Annotated in this window: 11 protein-coding genes and 1 pseudogene; 11 read left to right on the plus strand and 1 reads right to left on the minus strand. The window is 71.0% G+C overall.

Annotated elements, in window-relative coordinates; genetic code table 11:
- Nucleotides 1–589 precede the first annotated feature (589 nt).
- On the minus strand, nt 590–1300 hold the full coding sequence (locus tag ACFY5C_RS20715) for a ScbR family autoregulator-binding transcription factor (RefSeq protein WP_389446232.1): 711 nt from the start codon (nt 1298–1300) through the stop codon (nt 590–592).
- A 554-nt stretch (nt 1301–1854) separates the two neighbouring features.
- Here ACFY5C_RS20715 and ACFY5C_RS20720 point away from each other — a divergent pair.
- The 11 genes and pseudogenes from ACFY5C_RS20720 to ACFY5C_RS20770 form a co-directional block, all read left to right on the plus strand.
- Nucleotides 1855–2604 carry a response regulator transcription factor gene (locus ACFY5C_RS20720; protein ID WP_389446234.1) on the plus strand — a complete coding sequence of 250 codons (750 nt, stop codon included), beginning with the start codon at nt 1855–1857 and terminating at the stop codon, nt 2602–2604.
- A 353-nt stretch (nt 2605–2957) separates the two neighbouring features.
- Nucleotides 2958–4730 carry an acetyl/propionyl/methylcrotonyl-CoA carboxylase subunit alpha gene (locus tag ACFY5C_RS20725; protein ID WP_389446236.1) on the plus strand — a complete coding sequence of 591 codons (1773 nt, stop codon included), beginning with the start codon at nt 2958–2960 and terminating at the stop codon, nt 4728–4730.
- A 25-nt stretch (nt 4731–4755) separates the two neighbouring features.
- The gene (locus tag ACFY5C_RS20730; protein ID WP_389446238.1) at nt 4756–4938 is read left to right on the plus strand and encodes a hypothetical protein; all 183 of its coding nucleotides are present in this window, start codon (nt 4756–4758) and stop codon (nt 4936–4938) included.
- Between the two features lie 69 nt (nt 4939–5007).
- The gene (locus tag ACFY5C_RS20735; RefSeq protein ID WP_389446240.1) at nt 5008–5337 is read left to right on the plus strand and encodes a TcmI family type II polyketide cyclase; all 330 of its coding nucleotides are present in this window, start codon (nt 5008–5010) and stop codon (nt 5335–5337) included.
- Nucleotides 5334–6620 (plus strand): beta-ketoacyl-[acyl-carrier-protein] synthase family protein, encoded by a 1287-nt coding sequence (locus ACFY5C_RS20740; protein WP_389446242.1) that lies wholly within the window; start codon nt 5334–5336, stop codon nt 6618–6620. Before ACFY5C_RS20735 ends, ACFY5C_RS20740 begins: the two co-directional genes overlap by 4 nt.
- On the plus strand, nt 6617–7828 hold the full coding sequence (locus ACFY5C_RS20745; RefSeq protein WP_389446243.1) for a ketosynthase chain-length factor: 1212 nt from the start codon (nt 6617–6619) through the stop codon (nt 7826–7828). Before ACFY5C_RS20740 ends, ACFY5C_RS20745 begins: the two co-directional genes overlap by 4 nt.
- Before the next feature lie 42 nt (nt 7829–7870).
- Entirely contained in the window at nt 7871–8146 is a 276-nt protein-coding gene (locus tag ACFY5C_RS20750) for an acyl carrier protein (RefSeq protein WP_389446245.1), read from the plus strand.
- A 125-nt stretch (nt 8147–8271) separates the two neighbouring features.
- Nucleotides 8272–9060, plus strand: coding sequence for a 3-oxoacyl-ACP reductase FabG (gene fabG, locus ACFY5C_RS20755; protein WP_389446247.1), 789 nt, complete (start codon nt 8272–8274; stop codon nt 9058–9060).
- Nucleotides 9061–9142: 82 nt separating this feature from the next.
- Nucleotides 9143–10093, plus strand: a complete 951-nt coding sequence (locus ACFY5C_RS20760; RefSeq protein ID WP_389446249.1) for an aromatase/cyclase — start codon at nt 9143–9145, stop codon at nt 10091–10093.
- A 2-nt stretch (nt 10094–10095) separates the two neighbouring features.
- A complete protein-coding gene (locus ACFY5C_RS20765; protein ID WP_389446251.1) occupies nt 10096–11649 on the plus strand; it encodes an FAD-dependent monooxygenase in 1554 nt (517 codons plus the stop codon).
- 135 nt (nt 11650–11784) lie between these two features.
- Nucleotides 11785–13153: pseudogene (locus tag ACFY5C_RS20770) on the plus strand (FAD-dependent monooxygenase); the annotation flags it as partial.
- Between the last annotated feature and the right edge of the window lie 473 nt (nt 13154–13626).

Genomic DNA, 13626 nt, shown 5'->3' on the forward strand with positions numbered 1-13626 from the left:
GTACGGCCGTGGCCGATCCGCACACTGCCGCCGACAACTCCCGAGCGGTCCCCGCGGGCCGGCGGTCCACCGCCGACGCCACCGCGAGGACACGAAGGCGAGGACACCCCCAACTGACGGCCGCCCACGGGCCGTTCCGACGACTGGTCCGACGGGCCGTTCCGGCAGGTTGGTCGGCCGGCGTTCCCGCAGCCGGTTGGTGACGGCTCCGACGGGCTGGTCCCACGTGCCGTTCTGACGGCTGGTCCGACGGGCCGCTCCGACAGGCTGGTCGGCCGGTGCTCCCGCGGCCGGTCCGGTGACGGCTCCGACGGGCCGCTCCCACGGGCCGGTCCCACGGGCCGCTCCCACGGCGCTCCCGCAGCCGGTCCCGTGACGGCTCCGACGGGCCGCTCCCACGGCTGGTCCGACGCGCCGTTCCGACTGCGTTCCCGCGGCCCGTCCGGTGACGGCTCCGACGGGCCGCTCCCACGGCTGGTCCGACGGGCCGTTCCGACCTGCCGTTCCGAGGGGCCGCTCCCACGGCGCTCCCGCAGCCGGGCCCGTGACGGCTCCGGTGGCCGGTCCCGGACGCGGCACCGGACCCGCATCACCTCACCCCCGTGGTCGTGGCCTCCGTGTCGACCTCTTCCTCAGTGACGCAGGGCAGGTAACGCGACACGGCGACCGCGTGGTCGACCACGTCCGGTGTGCCGCCGGGGTTCAGTCCGCCGAGCAGGCTCGGTGCGGCGAGCCCCGGCAGGAAGCCCTGCCAGAACCCCGTGAAGGCCAGCCGGGTCCGGTCGCCCTCACCCCCCTTTATCAGTACTCCTATGCCGGTCGTGGCTGCGACGATCGCACAGGTCAGAGCCGGCAGCTGGACCTGCGCGGCGACCCCGCCCTCCTGGTGCGCGCGGTCCAGCAGCCGCTGCACGCACGCGTGCCACGCGTGGATGAACTGCTCCCGCCCCTTGCGGGAGCGGTCGTTGTCCAGCCGCAGCCCCGCCCGCGACACCACGTCCCAGGACAGCAACTGGCTCAGGGTGTGCGAGATGTCGGTGAGGGCCTGCAGCGGTTCGGAGTTCTTCTCGTACGCGAGGCGTGCTGCCCGCCAGAGGATGTCGCGTGCCTCGCTCACGACTGCTTGTGCCAGGTCCTCCTTGTTCGCGAAGTGGAAGTGCAGCGCGCCCGTGCTCATGTTGGCCCGCGCACTGATGTCGGTGAGCCTGGCCGAGGCATAGTCCTCGCGGTCGAAGACCTCCGCCGCCGACTTCAGCATGAGCCGGCGGGTGCGGATCGCCCTCTCCTGTTGTAGTCCCACCTGCCTGAATCCTTTCATCCCGCAGTCCAGGAAACGGACTTGAAGGTTTGTTTGTGGGGTGCGGATGTCCGAGTAACGGGAGCGTCGGTCCGGCTGCGGCTCTCGTTTCTATCGACACACCGTCAGTACTGCCCAGAAGATCACACTTTCCCACCTCATGACCAGGGCGAGGGAGAAGTGGAAGCAGGGAATCAGCCAGCCGAGAACATCCCGGACGGTCTACCACTGCCTCAGGGGATGTGCAATGCGTCGGGCGAGGCCGCTCTCGGTTCTCGATCTACGGGTGAGCAGGCCCGGTTGTTGACACCCAGAACAAACCGCGGTCGCCGTCAGTGATTGATTTCTCGTGACCTTGGGGCGAATTTTGACCACTTTCAAGATCCGGCATCCCGATCTCGGTTACGTTTCGCGGCGGAATTGATCCTTCATGTCCTGGCAACTCCGGCAAAAGTGGCATCAGTTGTCACAGACGGTGAGTTTACCGAGTTTTTTTTTGACAAACCGAGAGGTAGGTTTTTAGGCTCGACAAGCCAAGGCGCTCGAGCGGGAACTACATGTTCAGGGGGAGAGCAGTGAGCCAACGCGCAACGAGCAGCACTCTGGAGTATCGAAAGCCCATCACCTCGCAGACCCGGAAGCCGTCGACCAACTGGCGGGTCCTGGTGGTCGAGAACAACACCGGCGACATGGAGGCCCTCGCCGCCGGACTGCGACGGCACGGCCACCAGGTCGAGGGGGTCGGCACGGGCAACGCGGCTCTGCAGGCCTACCAGGTGTCGGACATCGTTCTGCTGGATCTCGAACTGCCCGACCTGGACGGTCTGGAGGTGTGCCGCTCCATCCGTTCCCTGAGCGACGTCCCGCTCATAGCCGTCACCGGGTGGGGGACGGAACTGGACCGTGTCCTCGGTCTCCAGGCCGGCGCGGACGACTACCTCGTCAAGCCCTACGGCTTCCGGGAACTGATGGCCCGGATGGACGCCGTCATGCGCCGCTCGCGGCCGCAGGCGCAGGTCGAGCAGGTCGTCTCGCGCGGGCCGTTGCGCATCGACGCCGCCTCGCGCGAGGTGAGTCTGCACGGCCAGGTCGTGGAGGTCACCCGCAAGGAGTTCGATCTGCTCTATCTGCTCGCCTCCCATCCGGAGACGGTGATCTCACGCAAACGCATCATGCAGCAGGTCTGGGGTGGGTCCTGGTCCCGTCGTACCGTGGACACCCATGTGAGCAGCCTCCGCGGCAAGTTGGGGGGCAGCGACTGGATCGTCACTGTGCGCGGAGTGGGGTTCCGCTTCGGTAGTGGCTGACCTTGCACCCGGCGCGATGTCGCCACATCGCCGCCGACTTCGAAAAGGGCGGGCTCCGGACGGGGGAGCCCGCCCTTTCGTATGCCCTCGCCCTTTCGCGTGCCGGTCAACTGTTCTGCCGTCGTGAGTGGTTCGACGGGGCTTCTGACAATTTCCTGACACTTGCCTGGCGCTGCGCCAACAAAGCCGTATCCCAGCTGAGGATCTGGTCCGAAGGCTTAATGGCCGGCTGTTGAAAGGGTCGAGGTCACGCACCGAGTATGGACAGGTATTCGGCGCCTGCCCGGGAGTGCAATTCCCCCGGCCGCGCTTGATCATCCCAGAATTCCTGCCGATTGAGGAGGGGGTCAGTCGTGCGCAAGGTGCTCATCGCCAACCGTGGCGAAATCGCTGTCCGCGTAGCCCGGGCCTGCCGGGATGCCGGGATCGCGAGCGTGGCCGTCTACGCGGATCCGGACCGTGACGCTCTGCATGTCCGCGCCGCGGATGAGGCGTTCGCCCTGGGCGGTGACACCCCGGCAAGCAGCTATCTGGACATCGGCAAGGTCCTCAAGGCCGCACGGGAGTCCGGCGCGGACGCCATCCACCCCGGGTACGGCTTCCTGTCGGAGAACGCCGAGTTCGCCCAGGCCGTCCTGGACGCGGGCCTGATCTGGATCGGTCCACCGCCGCAGGCCATCCGCGACCTCGGCGACAAGGTCGCCGCCCGCCATATCGCCCAGCGTGCCGGTGCCCCGCTCGTCGCGGGCACCCCGGACCCGGTCTCCGGCGCCGACGAGGTCGTCGCGTTCGCCGAGCAGCACGGCCTGCCGATCGCGATCAAGGCCGCGTTCGGCGGCGGCGGACGCGGCCTGAAGGTCGCCCGCACCCTCGAAGAGGTCCCGGAGCTGTACGACTCCGCGGTCCGCGAGGCGGTCGCCGCGTTCGGGCGCGGGGAGTGCTTCGTCGAGCGCTACCTCGACAAGCCCCGCCACGTCGAGACGCAGTGCCTGGCCGACCGCCACGGCAACGTGGTCGTGGTCTCCACGCGTGACTGCTCGCTGCAGCGCCGCCACCAGAAGCTGGTGGAGGAGGCCCCGGCGCCGTTCCTGTCCGAGGACCAGGTCGCCCAGCTCTACGCCGCGTCGAAGGCCATCCTGAAGGAGGCCGGCTACGTCGGCGCCGGCACGGTGGAGTTCCTCGTCGGCATGGACGGCACGATCTCCTTCCTCGAGGTCAACACCCGCCTGCAGGTCGAGCACCCGGTCACCGAGGAAGTCACCGGCATCGACCTGGTGCGCGAGATGTTCCGCATCGCCGACGGCGAACCACTCGGCTACGACGACCCGCAGCTGCGCGGCCATTCCTTCGAGTTCCGCATCAACGGCGAGGACCCCGGCCGCAACTTCCTCCCGGCGCCCGGCACGGTCACCACGTTCGCGCCGCCGACCGGTCCGGGTGTCCGCCTGGACGCCGGCGTCGAGTCCGGCAGCGTGATCGGCCCGGCCTGGGACTCCCTGCTGGCCAAGCTGATCGTCACCGGCGCGACCCGTCAGCAGGCGCTCCAGCGCGCCGCCCGCGCGCTGGCGGAGTTCCAGGTCGAGGGCATGGCCACCGCGATCCCGTTCCACCGCGCGGTCGTCAAGGACCCCGCCTTCGCACCGGAACTGACCGGCTCCAGCGACCCGTTCACCGTCCACACCCGCTGGATCGAGACCGAGTTCGTCAACGAGATCAAACCCTTCGCCACCCCCGCCGACACGGACACCGAGAACGAACCCGGTCGCGACACCGTGGTGGTCGAGGTCGGCGGCCGCCGCCTGGAGGTCTCCCTGCCGGCCTCCCTCGGCATGGCCCTGGCCCGCACCGGTCTGGCCGCCGGAGCCAAGCCGAAGCGGCGCGCGGCGCGCAACTCCGGCCCGGCCGTCTCCGGCGACACCCTCGCCTCCCCGATGCAGGGCACCGTCGTCAAGGTCGCCGTCGAGGAAGGCCAGGAGGTCAAGGAAGGCGACCTCATCGTCGTACTCGAAGCGATGAAGATGGAACAGCCCCTCAACGCCCACAAGTCCGGCACCGTCAAGGACCTGTCGGCCGCGGTCGGCGCCTCCCTCACCTCCGGCGCAGCCATCTGCGAGATCAAGGACTGAGGAAGTCCCCGGGAGGTGTGACCAGATGTACTCCGAGACCTATTCCAAGACGTACTCCGAATCCGATGCCGATTCCTTTTCCAGGACGGGTTCCGAGTCGTGCGACGGGCACGACGCCCCCGCGCCCCAGGCCCCCGCCTGGCTCCTGGCCGGCGAGGACGCCCAGAACGACAGCGACCACTTGCACATCTGCCGGGGCATCGACTGACGGAAATCGACTTTCCTTTCCGCGTTCCATACCCCCCTTTCCCACGCACCATTTCCAAGGAGAGAGCTCATGCACAGCACCTTGATCGTGGCTCGGATGGAACCGGGCTCCGCGGTCGATGTCGCCAAGTTGTTCGGCGCGTTCGACGAGACCGAGATGCCCCATCTGATGGGTACGCGACGCCGTCAGCTCTTCCACTACCGGGGTCTCTATTTCCACCTGCAGGACTTCGACACGGACAACGGCGGCGAGCTGATCGAGAAGGCCAAGTCCGACGAGCGTTTCGTGCGCATCAGCGAGGACCTGAAGCCCCACATAGAGGCGTACGACCCGGCGACCTGGCGTTCCCCGGCCGACGCGATGGCGACGCGCTTCTACAACTGGGAGGCGTCCCGATGAGCGGCCGTCGGGACAGCCCCGCGCGGGTCGTCATCACCGGGATCGAGGTCCTCGCGCCCGGCGGTGTCGGCAAGGACAGCTTCTGGAACATGCTCAGCGAGGGCCGCACCGCGACGCGCGGGATCACCTTCTTCGACCCGAGCCCCTTCCGTTCGCAGGTCGCCGCGGAGATGGACTTCGACCCGGACCGGCACGGGCTCACACCGCAGGAGGTCCGCCGGATGGACCGGGCCGCCCAGTTCGCGGTGGTCGCGGCGCGCGGCGCGGTGACCGACAGCGGGATCGACCTCGCCGCCCACGAACCGCACCGGGTGGGCGTCACCATCGGCAGCGCGGTCGGCGCCACGATGGGGCTGGACGAGGAGTACCGGATCGTCAGTGACGGCGGCCGGCTGCACCTGGTCGACCACGAGTACGCCGTACCGCACCTCTACAACTACTTCGTCCCGAGCTCCTTCTCGGCCGAGGTCGCCTGGACCGTCGGCGCGGAGGGCCCCAACACCGTGGTGTCCACCGGCTGCACCTCCGGCATCGACTCGGTCGGCTACGCCGTGGAGCTGATCCGTGAGGGCTCGGCCGACGTGATGATCGCCGGTTCGTCCGACGCGCCGATCTCGCCGATCACCATGGCCTGCTTCGACGCCATCAAGGCGACGACCCCGCGCCGGGAGGACCCCGAGCAGGCCTCGCGGCCGTTCGACGGCACCCGCAACGGGTTCGTGCTCGGCGAGGGCTGCGCGGTGTTCGTCCTGGAGGAGCTGGAGAGCGCGCGGCGGCGCGGGGCGCACATCTACGCCGAGATCGCCGGCTACGCCACCCGCAGCAACGCGTACCACATGACCGGTCTGCGGCCGGACGGTGCGGAGATGGCCGAGGCGATCACGGTGGCGCTGGACGAGGCCCGTATGAACGTGGACCAGATCGACTACATCAACGCCCACGGCTCCGGCACCAAGCAGAACGACCGGCACGAGACGGCCGCCTTCAAGAAGAGCCTCGGTGAGCACGCCTACCGCACTCCCGTGAGCTCCATCAAGTCGATGGTGGGGCACTCGCTCGGCGCGATCGGCTCGATCGAGATCGCCGCGTCCGCGCTGGCCATGGAGCACCACATGGTGCCGCCCACGGCGAACCTGCACACCCCCGACCCGGAGTGCGACCTCGACTACGTACCGCTGACCGCCCGCGAGCAGCTGACCGACGCGGTGCTGTCGGTGGGCAGCGGGTTCGGCGGTTTCCAGAGCGCGATGGTGCTCGCCCGTCCCGAGAGGAGCATGGCATGAACGCGGTCGTGGTGACGGGCCTCGGTGTCACGGCCCCCAACGGCCTGGGAGTACAGGACTACTGGGCGGCTACGCTCGCCGGCAAGAGCGGCATCGGGCGGATCACCCGCTTCGACCCGTCGGGCTACCCGGCGCGGCTGGCCGGCGAGATCCCCGGCTTCGCGGCCGAGGAGCACCTGCCGAGCCGGCTGCTGCCGCAGACCGACCGGATGACCCGGCTGGCACTGGTCGCCGCCGACTGGGCGCTCGCGGACGCCGGGATACGGCCGCAGGACCTGCCCGAGTTCAGCATGGGCGTGGTCACGGCGAGCTCGTCGGGCGGTTTCGAGTTCGGCCAGGGCGAGCTGCAGGCGCTGTGGAGCCGGGGCAGCCAGTACGTCAGCGCGTACCAGTCGTTCGCCTGGTTCTACGCGGTCAACAGCGGCCAGATCTCCATCCGGCACGGGATGAAGGGCCCGAGCAGCGTGGTCGTCAGCGACCAGGCCGGCGGTCTGGACGCCGTGGCGCAGGCGCGCCGGCAGATCCGCAAGGGGACCGCGATCGTGGTCTCCGGGGCCGTGGACGCCTCCATCTGCCCGTGGGGCTGGGTCGCACAGCTCGCCGCGCAGCGACTGACCACGCGCGACGAGCCCGGCCAGGCGTATCTGCCCTTCGACGGGGCGGCCGACGGGTATGTGCCGGGCGAGGGCGGTGCGCTGCTCGTCATGGAGTCCGAGGAGTCGGCACGGTCGCGCGGTGCGCGGATCTACGGCGAGATCGCCGGGTACGCCGCCACGTTCGACCCGGCTCCGGGCACCGAGCGCCCGCCGGCCCTGCGCCGCGCGATCGAACTCGCCCTGGAGGACGCGGGGTTGAATCCCGACCAGGTGGACGTGGTCTTCGCCGACGCGGCGGCCGACCCCGAGCTCGACCGTATCGAGGCCGAGGCGATCACGGCGGTCTTCGGTCCTCGGTCCGTCCCGGTCACCGCCCCCAAGACGATGACGGGCCGCCTCTACTCGGGCGCGGCCCCCCTGGACCTGGCCACCGCGTTCCTGGCGATCCGGGACGGAGTGATCCCGCCGACGGTGAACGTCACCCTGTCCGGCGACTACGCCTTCGACCTGGTGGTCGACCGGCCGCGCGAGGCCGCCCTGCGGACGGCCCTGGTGCTGGCCCGCGGTCACGGCGGTTTCAACTCGGCGGCGGTCGTACGGGCAGCCGCCTGACCGACCACCACGAACAACGAACCGACCCGAAAGGAACCCCACGTGGAACCGCAGCAGTTCACCCTCGACGACCTCAAGCGCATCCTGATCGAGGGCGCCGGCGCCGAGGAGAGTGTCGATCTTGACGGCGACATCCTCGACGAGGACTTCGAGCACCTCGGCTACGAGTCGCTGGCGCTGCTCGAGACCGGCGGCCGGATCGAGCGGGAGTACCGCATCGTCCTGGACGACGACGTCCTGTCGGAGAGCAACACTCCGCGCGCCCTGATCGACGCGGTCAACGCCCAGCTGGGCGGCGGAACCCAGGCTGCCGCCTGACGTCTCGTCGTACCCGACATTTCATGATCTCGCCGCCGTCGGCGCATCTCTCATGCCACCCGGCGGCGGCGCATCCCCCCGTACACAAGTCCTCGTAGTCCTCCACCCAAGGGAGTTGGAAAAGCATGCCGCAGCACCAGACGCAGCGCGTCGCGCTGATCACCGGAGCCACCAGTGGCATAGGCCTGGCGGCGGCCCGGCAGCTGGCCGCCGCCGGGCACCGCGTGTTCATCGGCGCGCGTGACGCCGACAACGTGGCCGCGACGGTCAAGCAGCTCCAGGAGGAGGGTCTGGAGGCCGACGGGGCCGCCGTGGACGTCCGTTCGGCGGAGGCCGTCCAGGCCTTCGTGCAGGCGGCCGTCGACCGCTTCGGCGCCGTCGACGTCCTCGTCAACAACGCCGGCCGCAGCGGTGGCGGGGTGACCGCCGACATCGCGGACGAGCTCTGGGACGACGTCATCGACACCAACCTCAACAGTGTCTTCCGGATGACCCGCGAGGTGCTCAACACCGGCGGCATGCGCGGCCGCAGCTGGGGCCGGATCATCAACATCGCGTCCACCGCCGGCAAGCAGGGCGTCGTCCTCGGCGCCCCCTACTCCGCCTCCAAGCACGGCGTCGTCGGTTTCACCAAGGCCCTCGGCAACGAGCTCGCCCCGACCGGCATCACCGTCAACGCCGTGTGCCCGGGCTACGTCGAGACCCCCATGGCCCAGCGCGTCCGCCAGGGCTACGCCGCCGCCTACGACACCACCGAGGACGCGATCCTCGAGAAGTTCCAGGCCAAGATCCCGCTCGGCCGCTACTCCACGCCGGAGGAGGTCGCCGGGATGGTCGGCTACCTCGCCTCCGACACCGCCGCCTCCGTCACCGCTCAGGCGATCAACGTCTGCGGCGGCCTGGGCAACTTCTGACCCCGCCGGCTCCCGACGCCGGCGCCGACGCCGGCGCCGACACCCGTCTGCCGGACCAACACAGGAAGATGAGGACGAGGACGTGACCACGACGGAAGAGACAACCCGCGAGGTGGCGCACGAGATCACCGTCTCGGCCCCCGCCGACGCCGTCTACCGGCTGATCGCGGAGGTGGAGAACTGGCCCCGGATCTTCCCGCCCACCATCTACGTGGACCACCTGGAGAAGGGCGAGCGCGAGGAGCGCATCCGCATCTGGGCCACCGCCAACGGCGCCCCGAAGAGCTGGACCTCGCGCCGCACCCTGGACCCCGAGAACCGCCGGATCACCTTCCGCCAGGAGGTGTCCGCGCCCCCGGTCGCCGCGATGGGCGGCGCCTGGGTGATCGAGGAACTGCCGGGCGGCGACTCGCTGGTACGGCTGCTGCACGACTACCGCGCCGTCGACGACGACCCCGAGGGCCTCGCCTGGATCGACGAGGCCGTCGACCGCAACTCCCGCTCGGAACTCGCCGCGCTGAAGGAGAACGTCGAGCGGGCCCACGCCACCCGCGAGCTGACCTTCTCCTTCGAGGACACGGTGCTCATCGAGGGCGCCGCCAAGGACGTCTACGACTTCATCAACGAGGCCCACCTCTGGGTGGACCGGCTCCCGCACGTCGCCCGTGTCGGCTTCGAGGAGCCCACGCCCGGCCTTCAGGTGCTGGAGATGGACACCAGGGCCAAGGACGGCTCGACGCACACCACCAAGTCGTACCGGGTGACCTTCCCGCACCGCGCGATCGCGTACAAGCAGGTCACCCTGCCGGCCCTGATGACGCTGCACACGGGCCTGTGGACGTTCGAGGAGTACCCGCGCGGGGTCGCCGCCACCTCGCAGCACACGGTCGTGCTCAACCCGGACAACATCGAGCGGATCCTCGGCCCCGACGCAACCGTCGAGGACGCCCGCGAGTACGTCCAGGGCGCCCTGAGCACCAACAGCCGCGCCACGCTGGGCCACGCCAGGGACCACGCGGAGAAGAGCCGCTGACCATGGCCGACGACACCTCCCGGGCCTTGGCGGACCACACCTCCCGGGCCACGGCGGACCACACCTCCCGGGCCACGGGCGACGACCCCGCCCCCGCCACCCCGGTCATCGTGGTCGGCGCGGGCCCAGTCGGCCTCTTCCTCGCCGGCGAGCTCCGTCTCGGCGGCGCCGACGTGGTCGTACTGGAACGCCTGCGCACCGCCACCACGGAGTCCAGGGCCTCCACGCTGCACGCCCGCACAGCGGAACTCCTCGACTGCCGCGGTCTCCTGGACGCGCTCGGCGACCCGCCCCGGGAGCCGCGCGGGCACTTCGGCGGCGTACCGATGGACCTGACCATGCCCGGCCCGTACTCGGGCCAGTGGAAGGTGCCCCAGACCAGGACCGAGGAACTGCTCCAGGACTGGGCCGGCGCCCTCGGCGCGGACGTCCGGCGTGGCTGGGAGGTGCGCGAACTCGTCCAGGAGGACGGGTACGTGGAGGTCACGGCCGACACCCCGGACGGCATACGGCGGCTGCGGGCGGCGTACGTCGTCGCCTGTGACGGCGAGGACAGCACCGTACGGCGGCTGACCGGGGCGGCCTTCCCCGGCATGCCCGCGGGACGGGAACTGCTGCGCGCGGACATCGCCGGGATCGACATCCCGAACCGGCGTTTCGAGCGCCGGGAGCACGGACTGGCCATCGCTGCCCGGATGCCCGGCGGTGTCACGCGGGTGATGGTGCACGCCTTCGGCCGCCCGGCCCGGCCGCGGACGCGGCCGCCGGACTTCGCGGAGGTGGTGGACGTATGGCGAAGCGTCACCGGCGAGGACCTGGGCGGCGGACGCCCGGTGTGGCTCAACGCCTTCGGCGACGCCAACCAGCAGCTGGAACGGTATCGGCACGGGCGGGTGCTGTTCGCCGGAGACGCCGCCCACCGGCAGATGCCGAGCGGCGGCCAGGCGCTCAACCTCGGCCTCCAGGACGCGGCCAACCTGGGCTGGAAGCTGGCCGCGGTGGCCTGCGGCCGGGTCCCGGCGGGGCTGCTCGACACCTACCACGACGAACGGCACGCGGTCGGGTCCCGGGTGCTCGCCAACGTCCGGGCCCAGACGCTGCTGCTGCTCGGCGGGCCGGAGGTGGAGCCGGCGCGCACCCTGCTCGGCGAACTCATCGCCGCGGGACCCACGCGGGACCACCTCGCGTCGATGATCACCGGGCTCGACATCCGCTACCCCGTGGGCGGCGGCACCCACCCCCTGCTCGGCGCCCGGCTCCCGCTCGGCACGCTGCCGACGCCGGACGGCCCGGCCGGCGTCGCCGAGTCCCTGCGCGACGGACGCGGACTTCTGCTGGTCGCCGACTCCGCCCGCGCCGAACTGCGCTGGCTCGGCAAGGTCTGGTCCGACCGCGTCACTCCGGTGGCGGTACGACCGGACTCGGCGGAGCCGCTGCACGGTGCCGAGGGGCTGCTGGTCCGTCCTGACGGCCACGTCGCCTGGGCGGGGGAGGACCCGTGGGCGGCGTCGGCGGCGATCCGCCACTGGTTCGGACGGCCCGATCCCGGGCTGTGACCGCGAGACGCGACACCGGACACCACAGTCATGGCAATTCGGATGAAATCATCTCAATTCAAGTTCAGAGAGGGAAGTGCTGTGGACACGGATGTGACGGACGTGATCGTCGTCGGCGCGGGGCCGACCGGCCTCATGCTGGCCGGGGAACTGCGGCTGGGCGGCGCCCGGGTCGTCGTCGTGGAGAAGCTGGCACTGCCGACCGGGCAGTCCCGGGGGCTGGGGTTCACGGCCCGCGCGATGGAGGTGTTCGACCAGCGCGGGCTGCTGCCGCGGTTCGGCGCACTGGAGAAGAGCCCGATGGGGCACTTCGGCGGCGTGCAGTTCGACTACACCGTCCTGGAGGACGCCCACTTCGGCGCGCGGGGCGTCCCGCAGTCGCAGACGGAGGCCGTCCTGGAGGAGTGGGCGGGCGAACTGGGCGCGGACATACGGCGCGGCTGGGAACTGGCCAAGCTGGCCGAGGACGGCGACGGCGTCGAGATCGTGGCGGTCACGCCCGAGGGCGAGCAGCGGGTGCGCGGGGCGTACCTGGTGGGCTGCGACGGTGGGCAGAGCGTCGTGCGCAAGGCGGCCGGGTTCGACTTCCCCGGACTCGCGGCCACCCGCCGGATGTACCTGGCCGACGTCACCGGTTGCGAGATCCGGCCCCGCTTCCTCGGGGAGCGGCTGGACAACGGCATGGTGATGGCCGCGCCGCTGGCACCGGGCGTCGACCGGATCATCGTGTGCGAGGACGGCACGCCGGCCGGTGACCGCCCGGAGGAGGTGGAGTTCGACGAGGTCGCCGCCGCCTGGGAGCGCATCACCGGCGAGTCGCTGGCCGGTGGCGGCGCCGACTGGGTCAGCTCCTTCACGGACGCCACCCGCCAGGTCTCCGCCTACCGCAGGGGCCGGGTGCTGCTCGCCGGGGACGCCGCGCACGTCCATCTCCCGGCCGGGGGACAGGGGCTCAGCACGGGCGTGCAGGACGCGGTCAACCTCGGCTGGAAGCTGGCCGCGGTGATCCGCGGGGAGCTGCCGGACGCCTTCCTTGACAGCTACCACGACGAACGGCACCCCGTCGGCGCCCGGCTGCTGATGAACACCCGCGCGCAGGGCATGATCTTCCTCGGCGGCGCCGAGGCCGACCCGGTGCGCAAGGTGTTCGGCGAGCTGATGGAGCTGGAGGACGTCCGCCGCCGACTGGCCGGCGTCGTCAGTCACCTCGACATCACGTACGACCTCGGCCCCGGCACCCACCCCCTCGTCGGCCGCCGCCTGCCCCCGCGACCTCTCCACCTGCCCGACGGCACCCGGACCACCACGACCGCCCTGCTGCACCCGGCCCGCGGCGTCCTGCTCGACCTGACCGACGACGCCACCGTCCGCGAGGCCGCGGCCACCTGGGCCGACCGGGTCACCGTCGTCACGGCCGCCCCCGAACACCTCGGCGTCTTCGCCGGCGCGACGGCCCTGCTGGTCCGCCCCGACGGCCATGTGGCCTGGGCGGCCGTCGGCGAAAGCACCGCAGCCTCCACACGACGCCGGCCGGCCACCGCCGACCACCCCGCCTCCGGTCCCGTCTCCGCGGACACCCCGGCCTCCGGTCCGGTGCCCGCCGGCGCTCCTGCTTCCGGCTTCGTGGCCGCCGACGGTCGTGTCTCGGGCCCTCTGGCCGCGGATGTTCCTGCCTCTGGTCCGGTGCCTGCCGGCGCTCCTGCTTCCGGCTTCGTGGCCGCCGACGGTCGTGTCTCGGGCCCTCTGGCCGCGGACGTTCCTGCTTCCGGCCCGGTGCCTTCCGGCGCTCCTGCTTCCGGCCCCATGCCCACCGGCACTCCCGCTTCCGGGCTTTCGCCCGCCGGGGGCCGCGTCAACAGCCCTACGGCTGCCGACGGCCCCGTCACCAGCCACACGCCTGCCGGCAGCCCCGTCGCCGGCACCCCCCACGGCGGCGAAGCCGAGGCCACGACACCCGAGGCCGGCTGGCCGTTCGCC

The organism is Streptomyces sp. NPDC012935 (genome assembly GCF_042900345.1).
Classification (GTDB): domain Bacteria; phylum Actinomycetota; class Actinomycetes; order Streptomycetales; family Streptomycetaceae; genus Streptomyces.

What these genes read in the sequence shown, in the direction of transcription:
- ACFY5C_RS20720 (WP_389446234.1), top strand. Translation starts at nt 1,855, where the DNA reads ATGTTCAGGGGGAGAGCAGTGAGCCAACGCGCAACGAGCAGCACTCTG.
- ACFY5C_RS20730 (WP_389446238.1), top strand. Translation starts at nt 4,756, where the DNA reads ATGTACTCCGAGACCTATTCCAAGACGTACTCCGAATCCGATGCCGAT.
- ACFY5C_RS20735 (WP_389446240.1), top strand. Translation starts at nt 5,008, where the DNA reads ATGCACAGCACCTTGATCGTGGCTCGGATGGAACCGGGCTCCGCGGTC.
- ACFY5C_RS20740 (WP_389446242.1), top strand. Translation starts at nt 5,334, where the DNA reads ATGAGCGGCCGTCGGGACAGCCCCGCGCGGGTCGTCATCACCGGGATC.
- ACFY5C_RS20745 (WP_389446243.1), top strand. Translation starts at nt 6,617, where the DNA reads ATGAACGCGGTCGTGGTGACGGGCCTCGGTGTCACGGCCCCCAACGGC.
- fabG (WP_389446247.1), top strand. Translation starts at nt 8,272, where the DNA reads ATGCCGCAGCACCAGACGCAGCGCGTCGCGCTGATCACCGGAGCCACC.
- ACFY5C_RS20765 (WP_389446251.1), top strand. Translation starts at nt 10,096, where the DNA reads ATGGCCGACGACACCTCCCGGGCCTTGGCGGACCACACCTCCCGGGCC.